This is a genomic window from Streptomyces sp. ML-6 (assembly GCF_030116705.1).
Lineage (GTDB): Bacteria > Actinomycetota > Actinomycetes > Streptomycetales > Streptomycetaceae > Streptomyces.
Genome location: NZ_JAOTIK010000001.1, coordinates 1,445,001 through 1,465,900, shown reverse-complemented (window position 1 = coordinate 1,465,900; position 20,900 = coordinate 1,445,001). Strand labels below are relative to the sequence as shown.

22 protein-coding genes and 2 pseudogenes (1 of these 24 only partly in view) are annotated in these 20,900 nt (G+C 70.7%); 17 read left to right on the top strand and 7 right to left on the bottom strand.

Features of this window, described 5'->3' with window-relative positions; translation table 11 throughout:
- Positions 1 to 110: 110 nt before the first annotated feature.
- The 3 genes from fabG (at position 111) to OCT49_RS06455 (ending at position 2,166) form a co-directional block, all read left to right on the top strand.
- Complete coding sequence (gene fabG, locus OCT49_RS06465) at positions 111 to 830, top strand: 3-oxoacyl-[acyl-carrier-protein] reductase (protein ID WP_283850926.1); 720 nt, start codon at positions 111 to 113, stop codon at positions 828 to 830.
- A 5-nt stretch (positions 831 to 835) separates the two neighbouring features.
- On the top strand, positions 836 to 1,603 hold the full coding sequence (gene fabI, locus OCT49_RS06460) for an enoyl-ACP reductase FabI (protein ID WP_283850925.1): 768 nt from the start codon (positions 836 to 838) through the stop codon (positions 1,601 to 1,603).
- A 185-nt stretch (positions 1,604 to 1,788) separates the two neighbouring features.
- A complete protein-coding gene (locus tag OCT49_RS06455) occupies positions 1,789 to 2,166 on the top strand; it encodes a hypothetical protein (protein ID WP_283850924.1) in 378 nt (125 codons plus the stop codon).
- 121 nt (positions 2,167 to 2,287) lie between these two features.
- Here the strand turns inward: OCT49_RS06455 and OCT49_RS06450 are convergent, their stop codons facing one another.
- Positions 2,288 to 2,962 (bottom strand): FadR/GntR family transcriptional regulator, encoded by a 675-nt coding sequence (locus OCT49_RS06450; RefSeq protein WP_283850923.1) that lies wholly within the window; start codon positions 2,960 to 2,962, stop codon positions 2,288 to 2,290.
- A gap of 278 nt (positions 2,963 to 3,240) precedes the next feature.
- Here OCT49_RS06450 and OCT49_RS06445 point away from each other — a divergent pair, with 278 nt between their 5' ends.
- The 4 genes from OCT49_RS06445 to OCT49_RS06430 all read left to right on the top strand — a co-directional run bounded on the left by OCT49_RS06445 (position 3,241) and on the right by OCT49_RS06430 (position 5,734).
- The gene (locus tag OCT49_RS06445; RefSeq protein ID WP_502963340.1) at positions 3,241 to 4,551 is read left to right on the top strand and encodes a CynX/NimT family MFS transporter; all 1,311 of its coding nucleotides are present in this window, start codon (positions 3,241 to 3,243) and stop codon (positions 4,549 to 4,551) included.
- A 26-nt stretch (positions 4,552 to 4,577) separates the two neighbouring features.
- Positions 4,578 to 4,688 carry an SGM_5486 family transporter-associated protein gene (locus tag OCT49_RS06440; RefSeq protein WP_283855689.1) on the top strand — a complete coding sequence of 37 codons (111 nt, stop codon included), beginning with the start codon at positions 4,578 to 4,580 and terminating at the stop codon, positions 4,686 to 4,688.
- A gap of 174 nt (positions 4,689 to 4,862) precedes the next feature.
- Positions 4,863 to 5,075 carry a hypothetical protein gene (locus OCT49_RS06435; RefSeq protein ID WP_283850922.1) on the top strand — a complete coding sequence of 71 codons (213 nt, stop codon included), beginning with the start codon at positions 4,863 to 4,865 and terminating at the stop codon, positions 5,073 to 5,075.
- Positions 5,076 to 5,215: 140 nt separating this feature from the next.
- On the top strand, positions 5,216 to 5,734 hold the full coding sequence (locus OCT49_RS06430; protein ID WP_283850921.1) for a SixA phosphatase family protein: 519 nt from the start codon (positions 5,216 to 5,218) through the stop codon (positions 5,732 to 5,734).
- A 243-nt stretch (positions 5,735 to 5,977) separates the two neighbouring features.
- Here the strand turns inward: OCT49_RS06430 and serB are convergent, their stop codons facing one another.
- On the bottom strand, positions 5,978 to 7,234 hold the full coding sequence (gene serB / locus OCT49_RS06425; protein WP_283850920.1) for a phosphoserine phosphatase SerB: 1,257 nt from the start codon (positions 7,232 to 7,234) through the stop codon (positions 5,978 to 5,980).
- Between the two features lie 452 nt (positions 7,235 to 7,686).
- Here serB and OCT49_RS06420 point away from each other — a divergent pair, with 452 nt between their 5' ends.
- Complete coding sequence (locus OCT49_RS06420; protein WP_283850919.1) at positions 7,687 to 10,263, top strand: ABC transporter ATP-binding protein/permease; 2,577 nt, start codon at positions 7,687 to 7,689, stop codon at positions 10,261 to 10,263.
- A 99-nt stretch (positions 10,264 to 10,362) separates the two neighbouring features.
- Here the strand turns inward: OCT49_RS06420 and OCT49_RS06415 are convergent, their stop codons facing one another.
- Complete coding sequence (locus tag OCT49_RS06415) at positions 10,363 to 11,160, bottom strand: transglycosylase SLT domain-containing protein (protein ID WP_283850918.1); 798 nt, start codon at positions 11,158 to 11,160, stop codon at positions 10,363 to 10,365.
- Between the two features lie 561 nt (positions 11,161 to 11,721).
- On the opposite strand from OCT49_RS06415, the gene OCT49_RS06410 reads away from it, so the two are divergent.
- The 3 genes and pseudogenes from OCT49_RS06410 (at position 11,722) to OCT49_RS39805 (ending at position 13,768) form a co-directional block, all read left to right on the top strand.
- Positions 11,722 to 12,867 (top strand): GAF domain-containing sensor histidine kinase, encoded by a 1,146-nt coding sequence (locus OCT49_RS06410; protein ID WP_283850917.1) that lies wholly within the window; start codon positions 11,722 to 11,724, stop codon positions 12,865 to 12,867.
- Positions 12,860 to 13,504: a response regulator gene (locus OCT49_RS06405; RefSeq protein ID WP_283850916.1), complete on the top strand. Its 645-nt coding sequence runs from the start codon at positions 12,860 to 12,862 to the stop codon at positions 13,502 to 13,504. Before OCT49_RS06410 ends, OCT49_RS06405 begins: the two co-directional genes overlap by 8 nt.
- A gap of 10 nt (positions 13,505 to 13,514) precedes the next feature.
- Positions 13,515 to 13,768: pseudogene (locus tag OCT49_RS39805) on the top strand (chaplin).
- A 162-nt stretch (positions 13,769 to 13,930) separates the two neighbouring features.
- Here OCT49_RS39805 and OCT49_RS06395 read toward each other — a convergent pair.
- Complete coding sequence (locus OCT49_RS06395) at positions 13,931 to 14,722, bottom strand: Rv1486c family protein (RefSeq protein WP_283850915.1); 792 nt, start codon at positions 14,720 to 14,722, stop codon at positions 13,931 to 13,933.
- 143 nt (positions 14,723 to 14,865) lie between these two features.
- Between OCT49_RS06395 and OCT49_RS06390 the strand changes: the two genes are divergently transcribed.
- The 4 genes from OCT49_RS06390 (at position 14,866) to OCT49_RS06375 (ending at position 18,223) form a co-directional block, all read left to right on the top strand.
- Positions 14,866 to 15,663, top strand: a complete 798-nt coding sequence (locus tag OCT49_RS06390) for an ABC transporter ATP-binding protein (RefSeq protein ID WP_283850914.1) — start codon at positions 14,866 to 14,868, stop codon at positions 15,661 to 15,663.
- Positions 15,664 to 15,852: 189 nt separating this feature from the next.
- The gene (locus tag OCT49_RS06385; protein WP_283850913.1) at positions 15,853 to 16,281 is read left to right on the top strand and encodes an NfeD family protein; all 429 of its coding nucleotides are present in this window, start codon (positions 15,853 to 15,855) and stop codon (positions 16,279 to 16,281) included.
- Between the two features lie 145 nt (positions 16,282 to 16,426).
- Complete coding sequence (locus tag OCT49_RS06380) at positions 16,427 to 17,362, top strand: SPFH domain-containing protein (protein WP_283850912.1); 936 nt, start codon at positions 16,427 to 16,429, stop codon at positions 17,360 to 17,362.
- Between the two features lie 93 nt (positions 17,363 to 17,455).
- The gene (locus OCT49_RS06375; RefSeq protein WP_283850911.1) at positions 17,456 to 18,223 is read left to right on the top strand and encodes a sulfite exporter TauE/SafE family protein; all 768 of its coding nucleotides are present in this window, start codon (positions 17,456 to 17,458) and stop codon (positions 18,221 to 18,223) included.
- Between the two features lie 72 nt (positions 18,224 to 18,295).
- On the opposite strand, the gene OCT49_RS06370 is transcribed toward OCT49_RS06375, so the two are convergent.
- From OCT49_RS06370 to OCT49_RS06360, 3 genes are all read right to left on the bottom strand, one after another.
- Positions 18,296 to 18,802 carry an HNH endonuclease gene (locus tag OCT49_RS06370; RefSeq protein ID WP_283850910.1) on the bottom strand — a complete coding sequence of 169 codons (507 nt, stop codon included), beginning with the start codon at positions 18,800 to 18,802 and terminating at the stop codon, positions 18,296 to 18,298.
- A gap of 146 nt (positions 18,803 to 18,948) precedes the next feature.
- Positions 18,949 to 19,488: a YbhB/YbcL family Raf kinase inhibitor-like protein gene (locus OCT49_RS06365; protein WP_283850909.1), complete on the bottom strand. Its 540-nt coding sequence runs from the start codon at positions 19,486 to 19,488 to the stop codon at positions 18,949 to 18,951.
- A 66-nt stretch (positions 19,489 to 19,554) separates the two neighbouring features.
- Entirely contained in the window at positions 19,555 to 20,337 is a 783-nt protein-coding gene (locus OCT49_RS06360; protein WP_283850908.1) for a sporulation protein, read from the bottom strand.
- Positions 20,338 to 20,412: 75 nt separating this feature from the next.
- Between OCT49_RS06360 and OCT49_RS06355 the strand changes: the two are divergent.
- Positions 20,413 to 20,670: pseudogene (locus tag OCT49_RS06355) on the top strand (DNA-3-methyladenine glycosylase); the annotation flags it as partial.
- 14 nt (positions 20,671 to 20,684) lie between these two features.
- A protein-coding gene (locus OCT49_RS06350; protein WP_283850907.1) for a DNA-3-methyladenine glycosylase crosses the window boundary here: on the top strand, positions 20,685 to 20,900 show its 5' portion. Its footprint extends 396 nt past the window's final position; only the first 216 of its 612 coding nucleotides appear in the window; it begins with the start codon at positions 20,685 to 20,687; its stop codon lies beyond the right edge, outside the window.

Sequence of the window (20,900 nt, the reverse complement as noted above, 5' to 3'; positions counted from 1 at the left end):
AGGAACCCCACAGTGCCCGGCCAAAGGCGCTGTCAGGGGCCGATTCCTCGCCGGGCGGGTGGTACCGATAGGTTTTCGATGTACCAGACCGCTATCGAAAGGGTGATCCGTTGAGCCGCTCGGTTCTCGTCACCGGAGGAAACCGGGGCATCGGCCTCGCCATCGCCCGCGCTTTCGCCGACAACGGCGACAAGGTCGCGATCACCTACCGCTCCGGCGAGCCGCCCCAAGTCCTCACCGAAGCGGGCTGCCTGGCGGTCCGTTGCGACATCACGGACACCGAACAGGTGGAGCAGGCCTACAAGGAGATCGAGGAGAAGCACGGCCCCGTCGAGGTACTGGTCGCCAACGCCGGTATCACCAAGGACCAGTTGCTGATGCGGATGTCGGAGGACGACTTCACGTCCGTGCTCGACACCAACCTCACCGGTACCTTCCGGGTCGTCAAGCGCGCCAACCGCGGCATGCTGCGCGCCAAGAAGGGCCGGGTCGTCCTCATCTCCTCCGTCGTCGGGCTCCTCGGCTCCGCAGGGCAGGCGAACTACGCCGCCTCGAAGGCGGGTCTGGTCGGTTTCGCCCGTTCCCTGGCCCGGGAACTCGGCTCGCGGAACATCACCTTCAACGTCGTCGCACCCGGCTTCGTCGACACCGACATGACGCAGGTGCTCACCGAGGAGCAGCGCAAGGGCATTGTGTCCCAGGTGCCGCTCGGCCGCTACGCGCAGCCCGAGGAGATCGCCGCCGCGGTGCGCTTCCTCGCCTCCGACGACGCGTCGTACATCACTGGAGCCGTCATCCCCGTTGACGGCGGATTGGGCATGGGTCACTGATCACCATGAGCGGAATCCTCGACGGCAAGCGCATCCTCGTCACCGGTGTGCTGATGGAGTCGTCCATCGCCTTCCACACCGCCAAGGTGGCGCAGGAGCAGGGCGCCGAGATCATCCTGACCGCGTTCCCCCGGCCCACCCTGACCGAGCGCATCGCGAAGAAGCTGCCGAAGCCCGCCAAGGTCATCGAGCTGGACGTGACCAACACCGAGCACCTGGACCGCCTCGCCGGCCTGGTCCGCGAGGAGCTCGGCTCGCTCGACGGCGTCGTCCACTCCATCGGCTTCGCGCCGCAGGACGCGCTCGGCGGCAACTTCCTGAACACCCCCTTCGAGTCCGTCGCCACGGCGATGCACGTCTCGGCGTTCTCGCTGAAGGCCCTCGCCATGGCCTGCAAGCCGCTGATGACCAACGGCGGCTCGATCGTCGGTCTCACCTTCGACGCGCAGTACGCCTGGCCGCAGTACGACTGGATGGGCCCGGCCAAGGCCGCGCTGGAGGCCACCTCCCGCTACCTCGCCCGCGACCTGGGCAAGGACGACATCCGCTGCAACCTGATCTCCGCCGGGCCGATCGGCTCCATGGCCGCCAAGTCCATCCCGGGCTTCATCGAGCTCGCGGACGTGTGGAACACCCGCTCCCCGCTGGCCTGGGACATGGCGGACCCGGAGCCGGCCGGACGCGGTGTCGTCGCCCTGCTCTCGGACTTCTTCCCGAAGACCACGGGCGAGATCATCCACGTCGACGGTGGCGTGCACATGATGGGTTCCTGATCCCGCGCCACAGGCTGTGACACGGCCGCGCACCGCCCCGGACCGGGGGGTGCGCGGCCGTCGCGCGTCCGAGCCCGGCCCGGTCGGGATCCACCCCCGGGCCGCTCAAGTCGAAAAGAAGGTCGATCCACCGCAGAATGTGGTGAACCGGACTTCTGGTCAGGCTGCGGGGGAGGGAGGACGCCATGCGCTCCACGTGTCGCCGGACCTGGGCCCTGCTGACGGCCTCCATAGCCGTTGCCGCACTGGCCGCCCCGATGGGGATATCCATGGCGGGCCGGGCCGGCGCTCCGGCCCCGGCCCCAGCCGCCACCGGCCCGGAACCCGCCGGAGCCGAATGCCGTACCTCCGTGCTGGGCTCCCGGGTCGTGGCCTACTGCTACAACCCGTACCCCTCCGCCGACCGCGTGCAGCTGCACACCGAGTGCCGCCGCTGGTGGGACATCGACGCCGACGCGGCCCCGGTCGACGTGGCTCCGGGGCGGACCGTACGGCTGGACGACCGCTGCTGGAAGGAAGTCGGCGCGGCCTGGGTCACGCACCAGGTGCAGGACGCGCTCTGAGCGCCGCCCCGGAACGCGGGGCCGCGGCCGGCCCCCGGGAGTACGGGACGTGCTCCGAGTACCGCCCCGGACGCGGGGCCGCGGGCGCCGTTCCGTGCGAGCGGTCCTGCGGGGCGACCCGTCAGACCCGGTCCCCCTGGCAGCTCAACGCATGACTCACGGCCTCGGCGGCCGCCGTCTCCGCGTCCCCCGACCGGATCGCCTCGACCAGCCGACCGTGGTCCAGGTGGTTCTCCGGCCGCAGCTCGTGACCGATGTCGTCCCTGAGGTGGTGGCGCAGCAGATCGCCCAGGTCGGCGTAGAGGCCGGTCAGCACGTCGTTGTGCGAGGCGGCGACCACGGCCAGGTGCAGCGTCGAGTCGGCCTCGACGAACGCCTCGGCGTCGCCCGCGGCCCAGGCCCCCTCCCGCCGCGCCATGAGCGCGTCCAACTGCTTCAGATCCCGCTCGGTGCGCCGCGCGGCGGCCAGCCGGGCCGCCGACGACTCCAGGGTGGAGCGCAGCTCGGCGACGTGGCGGGGATCGGCGGAGGCGAAGCGGCGGTGCATCACCCCGGCCAGCTCGCTGGTGGCGACGACATAGGTGCCCGAGCCCTGCCGGATGTCGAGCAGGCCGTTGTGCGCCAGGGCGCGCACCGCCTCCCGGACGGTGTTGCGGGCCACCCCCAGCTGCTCCACCAGCTCGGGCTCGGTGGGAATCCGGGAACCCACGGGCCATTCGCCGGAGGTGATCTGATTCCTCAGCTGGGCAATCACCTGGTCGGCGAGTGCCGAACGCCGCGGGGACGTCAGCGTCATGGTGCTCCTTGGTCGGGTTGCGGAGAGTCGGGTACGGATGGTCGGGGTGCGGAGACACGTGGTGCGGAGATACGTGGGGTGGGGCGGGGTGGTTCGAGGTGCTCCGGTTGCTCTACTTGCTGCTTGCTCTACTTGTTCAACGCGCGCGGGTCGCTCCGGGTGTCCGGGGTAGCGGGAACGATCCGCGCCGTCCCGCGCACACCTCGCGGTTCCCCGGGGCCCTCGGATGTTCTCAGAGGATTGGACAATCAATCATCCCATGATTCTATGATGGAGTCATGTCCGACGAGCACCAGCCCCAGACCCGGGCCCTCAGCCCCGCCGCCACGGCGGAAGCCCCCATGGATTCCCCGGCCCCGCGCGCCCCGCAGGGCCCGGGGGCGGCCCGGCCCGCTTCCGGGCCCGCGCCCTGGCTGCTCCGGCTGGTCGCCGTCGGGCTGGTCCTCACCGCCCTCAACCTCCGCCCCGCCATCACCAGCCTCGGCTCCCTCCTCGAGGAGGTGCGGGACGGCCTGCACATGAGCGGCAGCGTGGCCGGTGTCCTCACCTCCGTGCCGCCGCTCTGCTTCGCGGTCTTCGGGATCATGGCGCCCCGCCTCGCCCGCCGTTTCGGGCCGGGCGCCGTCGTCTGCGCCGGAATGATCGCCATCACCGCCGGCCTGGGCATCCGCCCCCTCGTCGGCGGCACCGCGGGCTTCCTCGCCGCGAGCGCACTGGCCCTCATGGGCATCGCCGTCAGCAACGTCCTGATGCCGGTGATCGTCAAGCACTGGTTCCCGGACCGCGTGGGCTCCATGACCGGCCTCTACTCGATGGCCCTGGCCCTCGGCACCTCGCTCGCCGCCGCCGTGACCGTGCCCATGACCAGCGCGCTGGGCGGCAGCTGGCGGCTCGGCCTCGGCGTCTGGGCCGTGCTCGCCGCCGTCGCGATCCTGCCCTGGCTCCCGGTGGTACGGGACCGGCGCGGCCCCTCGGCCCGGCCGGCCGGCCACGGACAGGACGCCCCGGCCCTCCGGATCACCCGCAGCCGCACCGCCTGGGCCCTCGCCTGCTTCTTCGGCCTGCAGGCCACCGCCGCGTACATCACCATGGGATGGATGCCGCAGATCTTCCGCGACGCGGGGGTCTCGGCCGGCACCTCGGGCGTGCTGCTCGCCGTGACCATGGCGATGGGGGTGCCCCTCGCGTTCGTCATCCCGAAGGTCGCCTCCCGGATGCGGAACCAGGGCCCGATCGTCCTGTTCCTCGGCGGCTGCGGCCTCGTCGGATACGCGGGCCTCTACCTCGCACCGGCCGGCGGGGCCTGGGCCTGGGCGCTGCTCCTGGGGATCTCGAACTGCTCCTTCCCGCTGGCCCTGACGATGATCGGCATGCGCTCGCGCACCGGTGCCGGAGTCGTGCGGCTGTCCGCCTTCGCCCAGTCCGTCGGCTACCTGATCTCGATCCCCGGACCGCTGCTGATCGGCGTGCTCTACCAGCACACCGGCGGCTGGGAGGTGCCGATCGCCCTGATGGCGGGCCTCATGGTGCCCCAGATGGTGGCCGGGGTCCTGGCGGGGCGGGCCCGGACGATCGAGGACGAATGCTGAGGTGGGAGACTGTGCCCATGTCTCCTGTGCTCGACCCGAATCCCCAGAACGGCCAGAAGAAGCTCCTCCTCGTGCTCGGGGCGATGCTCCTGATCACCGTGGTGGTCGGAGTGATCGCCTCGGTCGCCTCCCCCTGATCCGGCCCGGCGCCGCGGCCGGGGGTGGGGCTGCCCCCACCATCCCCTAGGGGGCTGGGGTCAGGGTGAAGTGGGTGGGTCCCCGGATGGGAACGGTGCCCCCGGATCCGTAAGTTCTCCGGTATCGGAACCGGCAACCACCGGATTCGGCACCGAAGCCCCACGGAGGCGGACATGGCGGCCCCTACGCACCACCACCCCCGGACCACCCACCCCGCCACGGGCGGCGTCGAGGTCCGGCTGCCGTGGTGGGCCGTGGCGCTGCCCGCGCTCGCGTTCGCCGCGCTGATGCTGCTGATCATCGGCACCGGTGACGCGCAGGCTGCGACCGCCGATCCCGCGATCGACCGACTTCTCGCACGTGTCATGGCCCTGGTGAGCTCCTGACCCCGTCCGCCCGCGGCCCCGACGGCCGGCCCACGCCCTCCGGCCCCGCCCCCGGCAACCGGTCCGAGCCCTCCGCGTTCGTCGCACGAGGACGTCAACACCCTGCGCCGGGCGCGCCATTTCGTGCGAAGCTGAGGTGTATGAGCGTCGATACACCTCGCAGGATCGTCCTTCTCAGGCATGCAAAGGCGGAATGGTCGCAGGACTCCGACCACGAGCGGCCCCTCGCGGAGCGCGGCCGCAAGGACGCCCCCGTCGCAGGCCGCAAACTCGTCGACTCCGGGATCGTCCTCGATCTGGCCCTCTGCTCCACCGCCGCCAGGACCCGCGAAACGTGGAAGCTGGCGGTGCACGAGATGCCGCACCGTCCGAGGACCGTGTACGAGGAGCGCCTGTACGAGGCGTCCCTCGGTGAGCTCATCGCCCTGATCAACGAGACCCCCGACGACGTGCGCGACCTTCTCGTCATCGGCCACAACCCCGGCATGCACGCGGTCGCCGACGCCCTCTCCAACTCGGCCGAGGGCGACGCCCTGGCCCGGATGTCCCGGGGCGGCTTCCCGACCGCGGCGTTCGCCGTCGTCGAGTTCAACGGCTCCTGGAAGGGCGTGGAACACGGAGTGGGCAAGCTGGTCGAGTACTGGACACCCAACGACTGATCCCGCCGAGCCCTCCGCGTCCGCTGGGCATGCCGCGCCCGCACACTCGCCGCGGTGCGGTGCCGGTGTGCACGCGGGGGAACAGAGCGGGCACGTGGGAGGGCCCTGGTGCGATCCGATCGCACCAGGGCCCTCCCCATGTCACGGGGGCGTCCGCCCGGGAACCCCCACCACCGGACCTCGTCCCGGGGCCGCTGCCGCAGGAACGTTCCTACAGGGCCGCCGTACGGGACCGGGACCGCGTCAGTCGGCGAGACCGTCGGCGGCCTCGACCTCCTCGCGGGTGATGCCGAGCAGGTACAACACGGTGTCCAGGAACGGCACGTTCACCGCGGTGTGCGCGGCCTCGCGGACCACCGGCTTGGCGTTGAACGCCACCCCGAGACCGGCCGTGTTCAGCATGTCCAGGTCGTTCGCACCGTCACCGATCGCCACGGTCTGCGCCAGCGGCACTCCGGCCTGCTTGGCGAAACTGCGCAGCAGCCGCGCCTTGCCGGCCCGGTCGACGATGTCGCCGACGACCCGGCCGGTGAACTTCCCGTCGACCATCTCCAGCGTGTTGGCGGAGGCGAAGTCGAGCCCGAGCCGCTCCTTCAGGTCGTCGGTGACCTGGGTGAACCCGCCCGAGACCACGCCCACTTGGTAGCCGAGCCGCTTCAGCGTACGGATCAGGGTGCGGGCGCCGGGCGTCAGCCGCACCTCGGCGCGCACCTTGTCCACCACCGAGGCGTCGAGCCCCGCCAGCAGCGCCACCCGCGCGTGCAGCGACTGCTCGAAGTCGAGTTCGCCGCGCATCGCCTGCTCGGTGACCTCGGCCACCTTGTCCTCGCAGCCCGCGTGGGCGGCGAAGAGCTCGATGACCTCGTCCTGGATCAGCGTCGAGTCGACGTCCATGACGACCAGCCGCTGCGCCCGTCGGCTCAGCCCGGCGGACACCACCGCCACGTCGACACCGATCCCGGCCGCCTCCGTGGCCAGGGCCGTGCGCAGCTCCGCGGTGCCGGTGCCCGACACCGCGAACTCGACCGCCGTGACCGGGTACTTGGCCAGCCGGAAGATGCGGTCGATGTTGCCGCCGGTGGAGGTGATCGTGGCCGCTATGGCGGCGGTCGACTCCGCGGTCAGCGGGTGCCCGAGCACCGTCACGTGGGAACGCCCGTAGCCGCGCGGCCGGTTGTCGCCCGTGCCGGAGATGATCTCGGCCTGGAGCTTCAGGGAATCGGCCCAGCTGTGCACGGTCGCCCGCAGGTCGCCCTCGGTGGTGCCGCCCGCGGCCGGGGCGGTGACCAGCGCGCACAGGACGATGCGGCCACGGGTGACGACCTGCTCGATGTCGATGACGTCGACCGAGTAGGCGGCGAGGGTGTCGAAGAGCCCGGCGGTGATGCCGGGACGGTCCTTCCCGAAGATCTTCACGAGAAGGGTGGGTGTGTCCGCGCCCCGGAGGGACTCGGAGGGCTCAGGAGACCGGGAGGACTGAGGGGGCTGAGATGCGCTCATGGTGCTTCCACCGTATCGGTCCCTCCCGCGGCACCGAAGTTCCGTCCCGAGTGCCGGACAGTGCGTCGCCCCCGCTTCCCGCCCGGGCCGTGCGCCGGTCGCGGGCCGCGGACGGCCGGGTACGAGGCGTCCCCGGAACGCCGGGTGACGACCGGGTGGCCCCCCGGTGACCGGGGGGCGTACCCGGACGGTGACGGAGCGTGGATGCCACGGATCGTCCCCCGCTCAGGGGTGAATGACGTAGTTCGCCCCGCTTGCAAGCGATCTGATGCCGTTCTTCGCGACTTGCGGCTCCCGTCCCCGGTTTTTCGTGCCGACACCGTAACGATGCAGGCCTCGGCAGGGTCTTCACCCCGTCCGACTTTCGTATCCGGGACCGCTCCTGGAATAGTTCCCCACGATGTTCAGCATCCCTAGGCTCCCTGTGATGGGGGTAACTCGGGGGACAACTAGTGGGGCGCGGAGTGCCGGAACTCGTACTGGAATTGAATGGAAGGACCTGGACCCTCGATCCGTCCAGGTCGTACACCCTCGGGCGCGATCCGCAGGGCGACCTGACGATCGACGACGCAAGGGTCTCGTGGCGGCATGCCACGATCAGCTGGAACGGCCGTAGCTGGTTCATCGAGGACCACGGCAGCACCAACGGCACCTATGTGCAGGGACGCCGGATCCAGCAGCTGGAGATCGGTGCCGGCTCCGCCGTGCATCTCGGCAACGCCACCGACGGACCGCTGCTGAGCCTGGGCGTCCCGGCGGGCGCCGCGTACAACGGCCAGGGCGCGGGTGCTCCGCAGGCCCCCGTGCAGCAGCCGCAGCAGCAGGGCGGCGCAGGCTGGCCCGCCCCGCAGGACCCCGCCGCGCAGCAGCAGGGCTGGCAGCAGGCCCCCCAGGGGCAGCCCCAGCAGCCCGTGCAGTCACAGCAGCCCGTGCAGCCGCAGCCCCAGGTCCCGCACCAGCAGGGCAAGCCGAACACACCCGGCGCGGGCGGTGCCGCGGGGGCCCCGCCGGTGTACGGGGACCGCAGCCCCACCACGTTCCACCAGCTGGCCCTCGGCCGCGTCATGCGCATCGGTCGTGCGCTGGAGAACGAGCTGGTCGTCTCCGACCTCCAGGTCTCGCGCCACCACGCCGAATTCCACGCGACCCCCGACGGCCGCTTCGAGATCCGCGACCTCGGATCCCACAACGGCACGTACCTCAACGGTCAGCCGCTCTCCAAGTCCGGCTCCGCGCTCATCGGCCCCAACGACATCGTCGGCGTCGGCCACTCGACCTTCCGCCTGGTCGGCGACCGGCTCGAGGAGTTCGTCGACACCGGTGAGGTCTCCTTCTCCGCCCGTCACCTCACGGTGACGGTCGACGGCGGGAAGCAGATCCTCAAGGACGTCTCCTTCGGCGTCCCGGAGAAGTCGCTCATCGCGGTCATCGGCCCGTCCGGCTCCGGCAAGTCCACCCTGCTCAAGGCGCTCACCGGCTACCGGCCCGCCAACCAGGGCGACGTCCTCTACGACAACCGGAACCTCTACAAGCAGTTCGCCGAGCTGCGCCAGCGCATCGGTCTGGTCCCGCAGGATGACATCCTGCACAAGGAACTCACCGTCATCAAGGCGCTCAAGTACGCGGCCAAGCTCCGCTTCCCCGCGGACACCACCGAGGCCGAGCGCCAGGCCCGGATCCTCGAAGTCCTCGCCGAGCTCAAGCTCGACATCCACAAGGACAAGAAGGTCACCTCGCTCTCCGGCGGTCAGCGCAAGCGCGTCTCCGTCGCACTCGAACTGCTCACCAAGCCGTCGCTGATCTTCCTCGACGAGCCGACCTCCGGCCTCGACCCGGGCATGGACCGCGACGTCATGCAGCTGCTGCGCGGCCTGGCCGACGACGGCCGCACGGTCCTGGTCGTCACGCACTCCGTCGCCGAGCTGGCCATCTGCGACAAGCTGCTCGTCATGGCACCGGGCGGTTCCGTCGCCTACTTCGGTCCGCCGGAGGAAGCGCTCAACTTCTTCGGCTACACCACCTGGGCCGACGTCTTCTCCGCGTTCGAGAACTACCGTGACTACGACTGGGCGGGCCGCTGGCGCGGTTCGCAGCACTACCAGATGTACGCCGCGGACATCGACGCCGTCGCCGCACAGCCCGTGCACATGCCGCCCCCGCAGCAGATGCGCCCGCCGAAGCCGCAGAGCTGGTCCGCCCAGCTGTGGACGCTGATGCGCCGCTACGTCTCGGTGATCGCGTCCGACAAGGGCTTCATGGGCCTGATGGTGATCCTGCCCGCCGTGCTCGGCGTCGTCAGCGTGGTCATCCCGGCCGACTTCGGCCTGGCCCCGCCGAAGCCGCCGGCCCGGTTCAACGGGGACGCCGGAACGATCATGCTGATCCTGGTGATCGGGATGACGTTCTCCGCCGCGGCCAACTCCGTACGAGAACTGATCAAGGAACGCGTCATCTACGAACGGGAACGGGCCACCGGTCTGTCCCGCTCGGCCTATCTGATGTCCAAGGTGATCGTCCTCGGCGTGATCACCGCCTTCCAGGGCGTCATCATCTGCGGCATCGGCTTCGCCACCCGCGACCTGCCCGAAGAGGGCCTGATCATGCCGCCGGCCGTCGAGCTCTGCGTGACGATCATCGCGCTCGGCTTCACCTCGATGATGTTCGGCCTGGTCATCTCCTCGCTGGTGAAGACCGCCGAGAAGACCATGCCACTGCTGGTCATGTTCGCGATCGTCCAGGTCGTTTTCACCGGCATCCTCTTCCAGGTGTACGGCTCGCCCGGCCTGGAGCAGTTCGCCTGGCTGATGCCGTCCCGCTGGGCCATCGCGGGAGCGGGCACCACCCTCGACCTGGCGCACCTGATGCCGCCGTGGGACCCGAAGAACCCGACCGACCTGGACCCGCTGTGGGAGCACACGGTCGGTCAGTGGGGCATCAACATCACGGTGCTCCTGTTCCTCGGCGTCGTCTGCGGCTTCGCGGTCGCACGACTGCTGCGCCGTCACGAGCCGGAGGTCATGCGCAAGTGATCACGGGTACCGGGGCGGGCGCGCCGGTACCGGACGCCGAAGGGCGGCACCCGCGGGGTGCCGCCCTTCGGCGTGTGCGTGCGGCGTCCGGGCGCCGGCTCAGTAGGCGCCGTTGACGTTGTCGATCGAGCCGTACTTGTCGGCCGCGTAGTTGGCGGCGGCCGTGATGTTGGCGACCGGGTCGTAGATGTTCGACGAGGTGCCGGGCACGTGGTACGCGTTGAACGTCGGCCGGATGACCTGCAGCAGACCACAGGACGGGGTGCCGTTCTGGGCGTTGATGTCCCAGCCGTTGACCGCGTTCGGATTGCCGGTCGACTCGCGCATGATGTTGCGGTGCAGCCCCTCGTACGAGCCGGGGATGCCGTGGGCGCGCATGACGTCCAGGGCCTGGCGGATCCAGCCGTCCAGGTTGTTGGCGTACACCGGGGTGCGGGCCTGGGAACGGCTGGCGGCACGCGTCTCGGTGCGCTCGGCGACGGCCTTCGCCTTCACCCGGGCGGCAGCCTTCGCCTTGGCCTCGGCGGCGGCCTTCGCCCTGGCTTCGGCTGCGGCCTTCTTCTTCGCCACGGCCTCGGCCTCGGCGGCCGCCTTCTTCTTGGCGGCGGCGGCCTTCTTGGCCCTGGCGAGGTCGGCGGCCTTCACCAGCTTCTCGGCGGTGGAGTGCTGCTCGATGATGCCGGCCTGCACGGTCCTGGCCTGCGGGGCACCGACGGCCGACGAGAGGACCACGGGGGCGGCGGAGACGGGAGCCTCGGCCTCGGTCTTGGTCTCGGCGTTGGCGGGGACGAGCGAGAACGAGAGCGCGGCGACCGCAGCGGCGGAAACACCCGCGACGGAGAACTTCTGGGCCTTGTTCAGGCGACGGCGACGGCCGATGGTGCTGGACGCGGACATGCAGACGTACCTCTTCGAATCGCGGAAGTCCTCACGGAGGACGAAGACGGGAAGCGCGTTTCGCATCTCCGTCGGGGACGGGAGCAATTCTTAGCGGCGGCAAAATCGGGTGGCAAAGATGTGACGTACGACCCCGGGTAGTGGATCGGCGTCCCGCTCGGTCGTGCAGGACCCCGCTCATGCCCACTGATGCTGCGCTTATGTCTCCACTAGCCGACTTCGTAAGTGATGTGGGTCCTATGTGCGGCCTCACACCGGGGGAGTGCCGGTTTCACCAACCGTTGCTTCCGCAATTCGGAGTGTCATGATCCGGCCCGGTGGAGGGCGCCTCGTCCGCTCCCGAACACCCCGCGGCGCGCCTCAGGGCATATGGGGACCGAGTAGTGGGGCATGCGGAGCCGGGGCTGCCGGGCATACGGGGCCGGGGCCGCCGGGCATGCGGGGGCACGGGCGGAGGACCCGCCGTGCGCCCACGGGCCGGGCGGCCTAGTCCCACGGTCCTAATACGGGGCCGTCCACAGGCCGATACGGCGTGCGCGCCCCGCCGGTACGGTGAGGCCCATGAGCCATCGCACGCCATCGGGCCTGGCGGCCGTGAGCGCCGCGCTGCTCGCCATGAGCCGACACCTCGAAGTGCGTGACGTCCTGAAGACGATCGTCGCCTCGGCCCGCGAGCTGCTGGACGCCGAGTACGCCGCGCTGGGCGTCCCCGACGACCACGGCGGCTTCGCCCAGTTCGTCGTCGACGGCGTCAGCGACGAACAGTGGAAGGCCATCGGCCCCCTGCCCAGACAGCACGGCATCCTCGCCGCGATGCTCCACGAGGCGAAGTGCGAGCGCCTCGCCGACGTCCGCAAGGACCCCCGCTTCGAGGGCTGGCCCGAGGCCCACCCCGACATGTCCGACTTCCTCGGCCTGCCCATCAGGGACGGCGACGAGGTCATGGGCGCGCTCTTCCTCGCCAACAAGCGCTGCCCCAAGCCCGAGGGCAGCTGCGGCTTCACCGCCGAGGACGAGGACCTGCTGGCCATCCTCGCCCAGCACGCCGCGATCGCCCTCACCAACGCCCGGCTGTACGAACGCAGCCGCGAGCTCACCATCGCCGAGGAACGCTCCCGGCTCGCCCACGAGCTGCACGACGCGGTCAGCCAGAAGCTCTTCTCCCTGCGGCTGACGGCCCAGGCCGCCACCGCCCTGGTCGACCGCGACCCGGCCCGCGCCAAGGGCGAGCTGCAACAGGTCGCGGTGCTCGCCGCCGAAGCCGTGGACGAGCTGCGGGCCGCCGTCGTCGAGCTGCGCCCCGCCGCGCTCGACGAGGACGGTCTCGTCGCCACGCTCCGCACCCAGGTCCAGGTCCTGGACCGGGCCCACACGGCCCGGGTGACCTTCGAGAGCCTGGGCGTACGGGCCCTGCCGGCCGCCCAGGAGGAAGCACTGCTCCGGGTCGCCCAGGAAGCCCTGCACAACGCGCTGCGCCACTCCGGCGCGGAACACGTCGCGGTCACCCTGGCCCGGCGCGGTGGCGGCACGCTGCTGCGGATCACCGACGACGGCAGCGGCTTCGAGCCCGCGGCGACCCGGCAGGCGGGCCGGCACCTGGGCCTGGTGTCGATGCGCGACCGGGCCGGCGGCGTCGGCGGCAGGCTCACCGTTCAATCGGCGCCCGGCGAGGGCACCACGATCGAGATGGAGGTCCCCGGTGGCTGACAAGATCATCAGGGTGCTGCTGGTCGACGACCACCAGGTGGTCCGCCGCGGTCTGCGCACGTTCCTGGAGATCCAGGACGACATAGAGGTGGTCGGGGAGGCGGCCGACGGCGCCGAGGGCGTGGCCAGGACGGAGGAGCTCCGCCCCGATGTCGTCCTGATGGACATCAAGATGCCCGGCACCGACGGCATCGAGGCGCTGCGCACGCTGCGCGAACTCCAGAACCCGGCCAGGATCCTCATCGTCACCAGCTTCACCGAGCAGCGCACCGTGGTCCCCGCCCTGCGCGCCGGGGCTTCCGGCTACGTGTACAAGGACGTCGATCCGGACGCCCTGGCCGGCGCGATCCGTTCCGTGTACGCGGGACACGTCCTGCTCCAGCCGGAGGTCGCGGAGGCCCTGCTCGCCCAGGAGGAACCGGGCGGGGGAACGGGCCGGGGGAACACCCTCACCGAGCGGGAGCGGGAGGTGCTGGGCCTGATCGCCGACGGCCGCTCCAACCGCGAGATCGCGCGGGCGCTGGTCCTCTCCGAGAAGACCGTCAAGACGCACGTCTCGAACATACTGATGAAGCTGGACCTCTCGGACCGGACCCAGGCGGCCCTGTGGGCCGTCCGGCATGGAGCGGCGAGCTGACCACCGGTGAATCCGGCCACCGCTGGAGCCGGGCGCCGGTGGAGTCATCGCCACCGGCGCGGGCGCGGCCTCCGCGACCGGTCACGGCGCGGGCCCCGATGGCACCGCCACCCACTCCCCGGGCGGTCAGCGGCAAAACACCGTCCAGGCCCCGGTGCACGTCCCGGTCGCCGCAGTCGGCAACACGGCCGATGTGACCGGCCTCTCACCCCGGCCTTCGGCAGTTCCGCTCCGAACCTCCGCCCCGGCCGACCGGCCGAATGAACCGACCGGCCGAATAACCGATCAGTCGGAGGGAACCGTCTCGCCCCGTGGTCGTACGCCGTGGGGCGGCACGGACACGAGACACCTGTCCCACCCCACCCCACGGCACCGCACAGTGCGCGGGCCGCTCCGGACGCACCGTCCCGCGGACCCCGGGCGGGACTACCGCCCCCGTTCCCTCTCCCGCTCCTCCACGTACGCGTTGTACGCGGCGACCTGAGCCCGCCGGGCCACCCGCTCCACCGGCCGCAGCGCTTCGCCCCGGGCCGCGATCTCCGAAGCGCTCACCGCTCCGCCGTGCCCGTTCTCGTACGCCACCGAGATCAGCAGCCCCACCCGCTGCGCCAGCTCCAGCACCCGCACCGCCCGCGGCGGATACCCCGGGGCCAGCGCCTCGCGCCCCCGCTCCGCCCGTGCCCGGTACGCGTCCACGGCTGCCTCGGCCACCGGGCCCGAACCCGCCACGTCCAGCCGCGCCAGCACCGCCGTCGCGTCCCGCAGCGCCTCGGCCAGCTCCCGCTCCGCCTCGCCCAGCGACGGCACGTCGGCCGGCGGCGCCTCCCGCACCGGCAGACACCGCCACACCACCTCGACGTGCAGATCCCCCGCCGGCCCCGCCTCGCGCACCTCGGGGACCAGCCCGTACGGTGCGCCGAAGGCCACCACCGCCTCCCCGGCCTCCAGTGCCCGCGCGTTGAAGTCCGGCGGCCCGCTCAGCCCCAGCGGATGGCCGGGGGCCGGAAGCGCCACCCGGAACCCCGTCACTCCCAGCCCCCGCAACCGCCCGAGCGCCAGCGTGAGCCCGACCGGCCCCGCCTCGCCCGGCAGTCCCTCGACGCGGTGCACCGCGTCCTTTCCGACAATGGCGTGCACCGCGTCGTCCGGCGAGACGAGTCCCGCCAGAAGCGCGTTTCCCCAAGCGGCCAACAGCCCTGAGCGTGGTTCCGAAAGCATGGCGACAGCCTAGGGAACCGGCCGGGGCCCCGGGGTCACACGGGCCCAGCGCCGGGAGCACTCGCGCGGTGGCGTAGATTTCCCTGGGAGCTGTGCCCACAGGCACGCGACGATCTCGACACTGCATGGGGAGACAACGCGCCATGAGCGATGTACTGGAGCTGGTGGACGTATCCGTGGTCCGCGACGGACGCGCTCTGGTGGACGACGTCTCATGGTCGGTCAAGGAGGGGGAGCGCTGGGTCATCCTCGGCCCGAACGGCGCCGGCAAGACCACCCTCCTCAACATCGCGTCCAGCTACCTCTTCCCGACCACCGGCACCGCCACGGTCCTCGGCGAGCAGCTCGGCGGCGTCGGCACCGACGTCTTCGAGCTCCGCCCCCGCATCGGCATCGCGGGCATCGCCATGGCCGAGAAGCTGCCCCGGCGCCAGACCGTCCTGCAGACCGTGCTCACCGCCGCGTACGGCATGACCGCCACCTGGCACGAGGACTACGAGGCCGTCGACGAGGAGCGCGCCCGCGCCTTCCTCGACCGGCTCGGCATGACCGAGTACCTCGACCGCAAGTTCGGCACCCTGTCCGAGGGCGAGCGCAAGCGCACCCTGATCGCCCGCGCCATGATGACCGACCCCGAGCTGCTGCTCCTCGACGAGCCGGCGGCGGGACTCGACCTCGGAGGCCGCGAGGACCTGGTCCGCCGCCTCGGCCGACTGGCCCGCGACCCGTATGCCCCTTCCATGATCATGGTCACCCACCACGTCGAGGAGATCGCCCCCGGCTTCACGCACGTCCTGATGATCCGTCAGGGCAAGGTGCTCGCCGCCGGCCCCATGGAGACCGAGCTCACCTCCCGCAACCTCTCCCTCTGCTTCGGCCTGCCGCTCGTCGTGGAACACACCGGCGACCGGTACACCGCCCACGGCCTGCCGCTCTCCTGAGGACCCCGCTCCCGCGGGGCCTTCACCGACCACGGGGCCGGAGCGGGCCCCGGGCACGAACGAACACGAGGACGGGCGTAAACGAATACGGCGAACCCGGCGCGCGCCGCGGACCCGGCCGGCGCGACGGGCCAGGGCTGCCCGATTGTGCCCTGTCCGTGAGGGCCTTCGCGGTCCTACCATGACCACGTGGACATCGATGCGTGGGTGTGGTGGCTGATCGGCGCGGTGGGACTGGGCATCCCACTCGTCCTGACCGCGATGCCCGAGTTCGGCATGTTCGCCGTCGGAGCGGTCGCCGCGGCGGTCGTCGCGGCACTCGGCGGCGGCGTCGTGGCCCAGGTGCTGGTGTTCGTGGTGGTCTCCGTGGCGCTCATCGCCGTGGTCCGCCCGATCGCCGCCAGACACCGCAACGACCGGCCCCAACTCTCCACCGGCATCGACGCGCTGAAGGGCCGTCAGGCCGTCGTCCTGGAGCGGGTCGACGGCAGCGGCGGCCGGATCAAGCTGGCCGGGGAGATCTGGTCCGCCCGTTCCTTCGACGGGGACCAGAGCTTCGATCCGGGGCAACAGGTCGATGTCGTCGACATCGACGGAGCAACGGCAGTCGTCATGTGACCGAACCGCCCACAAGGTAGGGCTTGTTCTGCCAGACTCGATGTGGATCATCATTGAGACCGGGGCCGTCACGACAGCCGGCCCCTCCCGCGATCTCGACCTCGATCATCGCGATCCGTCGGCAACCGAAGGGCAACGAGGAACGATGCAACCGATCATCATCGTCCTGATCATTCTGGTGGTGCTCGTCTTCATCGCCCTGATCAAGACGATCCAGGTCATCCCGCAGGCCAGCGCCGCCATCGTGGAGCGCTTCGGCCGCTACACCCGTACGCTCAACGCGGGCCTGAACATCGTCGTCCCGTTCATCGACTCGATCCGCAACCGCATCGACCTCCGCGAACAGGTCGTGCCGTTCCCGCCGCAGCCGGTGATCACCCAGGACAACCTGGTCGTCAACATCGACACCGTCATCTACTACCAGGTGACCGACGCACGGGCCGCGACCTACGAGGTCGCCAGCTACATCCAGGCGATCGAACAGCTCACCGTCACCACCCTCCGCAACATCATCGGTGGCATGGACCTGGAGCGGACCCTGACCTCCCGCGAGGAGATCAACGCGGCCCTCCGCGGCGTCCTCGACGAGGCCACCGGCAAGTGGGGCATCCGCGTCAACCGCGTCGAGCTCAAGGCGATCGAGCCGCCCACCTCCATCCAGGACTCGATGGAGAAGCAGATGCGCGCCGACCGTGACAAGCGCGCCGCGATCCTCCAGGCCGAAGGCACGCGCCAGTCCGCGATCCTCACCGCGGAGGGCGAGAAGCAGTCCGCGATCCTGCGCGCCGAGGGTGAGGCCAAGGCCTCGGCCCTGCGCGCCGAGGGCGAGGCCCAGGCCATCCGCACGGTCTTCGAGTCCATCCACGCCGGGGACCCGGACCAGAAGCTCCTCTCGTACCAGTACCTCCAGATGCTCCCGAAGATCGCCGAGGGCGACGCCAACAAGCTCTGGATCGTGCCCAGCGAGATCGGCGACGCGCTCAAGGGCCTCAGCGGCGCCTTCGGCAACCTCGGCAACGGCGCCCCCGGGTTCGACACCGGCAACAGCAAGGAACGCCGCGAAGAGCCCCCGGTCGACTGAGGGCCGGCACGGCACCCCCCAGCCGACTGACGTGTACACACCCTCGTGCATGATCAGTGCATCAAGCACCGATCCTGCCCGGGGGGACACGCAATGAACATCTGGGAGATGCTCGCCGTCTTCGTCGCGGGCATCAGCGCCGGAACGATCAACACGATCGTCGGCTCGGGAACGCTGATCACCTTCCCCGTGCTGCTCGCCACCGGACTGCCACCGGTCACCGCCACCGTCTCCAACGCCCTGGGCCTGATCCCCGGCTCCATCAGCGGCGCCATCGGCTACCGCGCGGAACTCACCGGGCAGCGCCCCCGCGTGCTCAGACTCTCCGTCGCCGCCCTCGTCGGCGGCTTCACCGGCGCCGTCCTGCTGCTGGCCCTGCCCTCCACGGCCTTCGAGACGATCGTGCCGATCCTGGTGGCGCTGGCCCTCGTCCTGGTCATCCTGCAACCACGCATCAGCAAAGCCGTCCAGCGCCGGCGCGACCGCGACGGCGCCCCCGCCCACCCCGACGGCGGCCCGCTCCTCTTCGTCGGGCTGATGCTCGCCAGCGTCTACGGCGGCTACTTCACCGCCGCCCAGGGGATCATCTACCTCTCCCTCATGGGCATGCTGCTCGACGACACCATGCAGCGCCTCAACGCGGTCAAGAACGTACTGGCCGCCATCGTCAACAGCATTGCCGCGCTCTTCTTCCTCTTCGTCGCGGACTTCGACTGGACGGCCGTCGTGCTGATCGCCGTCGGCTCCGCGATCGGCGGCCAGATCGGCGCGAAGGTAGGCCGCCGCCTCAGCCCCACCGTCCTGCGCGTCCTCATCGTCGCGGTCGGCACGGTCGCCATCGTCCAGCTGCTGCTCCGCTGACCGACGCACGGAAGCCTGCCCCCGGAGGGACGGGCCTCCGTCACGACGGAACGCGTACGCCGCGTACGCCGCTCACGCCGCAGCACCGTCCAGCCAGTCCGGCAGCTCCGAGCCCGCGTCGGCCCCCAGCGCCAGCAGCATCGCCTGCGCGGGGGAGGGGACGAACGGCTGGCGCAGCAGCGGCATCCCCGCCTGCTCGGGCGTCCGGGCCGCCTTGCGGTGGTTGTCCTCGGCGCAGGAGGCCACCGTGTTGAGCCAGGTGTCCTGACCGCCCTGGGCCCGCGGGACGACGTGGTCCACGGTGCTCGCCCGCCGTCCGCAGTACGCGCACCGGTGCTGGTCCCGTACCAGCACCCCCCTCCTGGACCACGGGGCGTGTCTTCGGAACGGGACCCGTACGTACCGGCAGAGCCTGATCACCCGGGGCACCGGAATGTCCACGGCGGCGCCACGCATGCGGAGGTCGGGGTGCGACTGTTCGACGACGGCCTTGTCCTGCAGGATCAGCACCACCGCACGGTTCAGCGTCACCGTCGACAGCGGCTCGAAGCTCGCGTTCAGTACCAGCGTGTCCCGCATCTCGCCCACCTCCCGTGTGCCGCCCGCCCCCTGGCAGGCCCGGGTCAACTCTGGCGGGGCGGGCCGGGATGGACAACGCAATAAAAAATGCCCTGCCCCGGTCTCTTCGGGACCAGGGCAGGGCGAACAACGGGGAAACTCTCGGCTCACGCCTCCTGGGCGGGGGACGCGTACTCGCCGATCAGCTGGGCGCGGCCCAGCGTGTGGAAACGCAGGTTGAATCCGACGACCGCGGGCGACGCGTCGCTGTCGACCCCCAGCTTCTCGGTGTCCACCGCGTACACGGTGAAGACGTAGCGGTGGTTCTCCCCGGCCGGCGGCGCGGCGCCACCGAAATTCTTCGAGCCGTAGTCGTTGCGGACCTGCACGGCACCGGCGGGCAGCCCTTCGAACTTTCCGCTGCCCGCACCGGCCGGAAGCTCCGTGACCGACGCCGGGATGTCGAAGACCACCCAGTGCCAGAACCCGCTGCCCGTCGGGGCGTCGGGGTCGAAACAGGTCACGGCGAAGCTCTTGGTCTCCGCCGGGAAACCCTCCCACCGCAGATGCGGCGAGGTGTTCCCGCCCGCGAACACCTGGGCGTCCGCCAGCACGGCACCGGGGGCGAGATCATCGCTCACCACCGTGAACGACGGCACCTCGGGGTGGAAGTCGTGCGGCAGCGGCGCCCTCTTCGGCTCGGTCACGTCAGCACCTCTCCTGATCGCTTCGCTCTGTCACTGCTGTCAGCTGTCAGCCGGTCCCCACCGACCCTAGAGCCAGTTGCGCTGCCCGCCGACCTGGGCGAGCCACTGGTTGAGGTACGCCGCCCAGTCGGTCCCCTGGAAGTCGTTCAGCCCGACCTTGAACGAGCGGTACGAGTCGCTGCCCTCGCTGAAGAGCCCCGGCTTCTTGTCCATCTCCAGGACGACGTCCATCTCGCGGTCGTCCGCGACGAAGGACAGCTCGACCTGGTTCAGCCCGCGGTACTGCTGCGGCGGGAAGAACTCGATCTCCTGGTAGAACGGCAGCCGCTGGCGCGTGCCGCGGATGTGACCGCGCTCCATGTCCGCGCTGCGGAAACCGAAACCGAGCTGCCTGAAGGCGTCGAGGATGGCCTGCTGGGCCGGCAGCGGGTGCACGTTGATCGGGTCCAGGTCGCCCGAGTCCACCGCCCGCGCGATCTCCAGCTCCGTGGTCACACCGATGTTCATGCCGTGCAGGTGCTGCCCGGAGAACATCGTGATCGGCGTCTCCCAGGGGATCTCGAGCCCGAACGGCACGACGTGCACGGCACCGGCCTGCACCTCGAACGCCCCACCGAGCTGAAGCCTGGTGAACTCGATGTCCTGCTTGGTCTCGGTGTCCTGGCCCTCGACCTCGACCCGGGCCTGGAGCCCGACGGAGAGCCCCTCAATCTGCTGGACCACGGATCCGCCCTGGACCCGCACCTCGCCCTGGACGACCCCACCCGGTACGACATTGAGTTCGGTCAGCTCGGTCTCCACCGAAGCACCACCGGCACCCAGACTCGCGAGCAGCCGCTTGAAGCCCATGTTTACTCCTCCTTGGTCCTGACCCCACTACATACGCGTCACGACCGTAGTCGGTTCCCGGTACCCTCGACCGCCATGATCGAGGGCATGGACCGTACGCCACTGACACGCGACTTCTTCGACCGCCCCGTCCCGGCCGTGGCCCCCGGCCTCCTGGGCCGGACCCTGGTGCGCGCCACCCCCGAAGACCCGGCCGCACCCCGGCTCACCGAGGTGGCGGCGTACGCCGGAGAGACCGCCCCCGGCTCGCATGCCTTCAGGGGCCGCACCGCGCGCAACGGCGTCGTGTTCGGACCACCGGGACACGCGTACGTCCACTTCACCCACGGCATGCCGAGGCGGTCGGCATGAACGTCGACTTCCTCGCCCACCCCGCCGAAGAGGTCGCCCCCAAGCTGCTCGGGACCGTCCTCACCTGCAAGACCCCCGAGGGGGCCGTGAGCATCGCCATCACGGAGACCGAGGCGTACTCCGGCATGGCTGATCCGGCTTCCCACGCCTACCGGGGCCGGACCGCCCGCAACGCCACCATGTTCGGGCCCGCAGGACACCTCTACGTCTAC

Excerpts from the sequence above, each read along its gene's own strand:
- OCT49_RS06370 (WP_283850910.1), bottom strand. The coding sequence starts at position 18,802 with ATGCGGGACACGCTGGTACTGAACGCGAGCTTCGAGCCGCTGTCGACG.
- OCT49_RS06380 (WP_283850912.1), top strand. The coding sequence starts at position 16,427 with ATGCAACCGATCATCATCGTCCTGATCATTCTGGTGGTGCTCGTCTTC.
- fabI (WP_283850925.1), top strand. The coding sequence starts at position 836 with ATGAGCGGAATCCTCGACGGCAAGCGCATCCTCGTCACCGGTGTGCTG.
- OCT49_RS06375 (WP_283850911.1), top strand. The coding sequence starts at position 17,456 with ATGAACATCTGGGAGATGCTCGCCGTCTTCGTCGCGGGCATCAGCGCC.
- serB (WP_283850920.1), bottom strand. The coding sequence starts at position 7,234 with ATGAGCGCATCTCAGCCCCCTCAGTCCTCCCGGTCTCCTGAGCCCTCC.
- OCT49_RS06360 (WP_283850908.1), bottom strand. The coding sequence starts at position 20,337 with ATGGGCTTCAAGCGGCTGCTCGCGAGTCTGGGTGCCGGTGGTGCTTCG.
- OCT49_RS06450 (WP_283850923.1), bottom strand. The coding sequence starts at position 2,962 with ATGACGCTGACGTCCCCGCGGCGTTCGGCACTCGCCGACCAGGTGATT.
- OCT49_RS06445 (WP_502963340.1), top strand. The coding sequence starts at position 3,241 with ATGTCCGACGAGCACCAGCCCCAGACCCGGGCCCTCAGCCCCGCCGCC.
- OCT49_RS06410 (WP_283850917.1), top strand. The coding sequence starts at position 11,722 with ATGAGCCATCGCACGCCATCGGGCCTGGCGGCCGTGAGCGCCGCGCTG.
- OCT49_RS06390 (WP_283850914.1), top strand. The coding sequence starts at position 14,866 with ATGAGCGATGTACTGGAGCTGGTGGACGTATCCGTGGTCCGCGACGGA.
- OCT49_RS06430 (WP_283850921.1), top strand. The coding sequence starts at position 5,216 with ATGAGCGTCGATACACCTCGCAGGATCGTCCTTCTCAGGCATGCAAAG.
- OCT49_RS06415 (WP_283850918.1), bottom strand. The coding sequence starts at position 11,160 with ATGTCCGCGTCCAGCACCATCGGCCGTCGCCGTCGCCTGAACAAGGCC.
- OCT49_RS06455 (WP_283850924.1), top strand. The coding sequence starts at position 1,789 with ATGCGCTCCACGTGTCGCCGGACCTGGGCCCTGCTGACGGCCTCCATA.
- OCT49_RS06395 (WP_283850915.1), bottom strand. The coding sequence starts at position 14,722 with ATGCTTTCGGAACCACGCTCAGGGCTGTTGGCCGCTTGGGGAAACGCG.
- OCT49_RS06435 (WP_283850922.1), top strand. The coding sequence starts at position 4,863 with ATGGCGGCCCCTACGCACCACCACCCCCGGACCACCCACCCCGCCACG.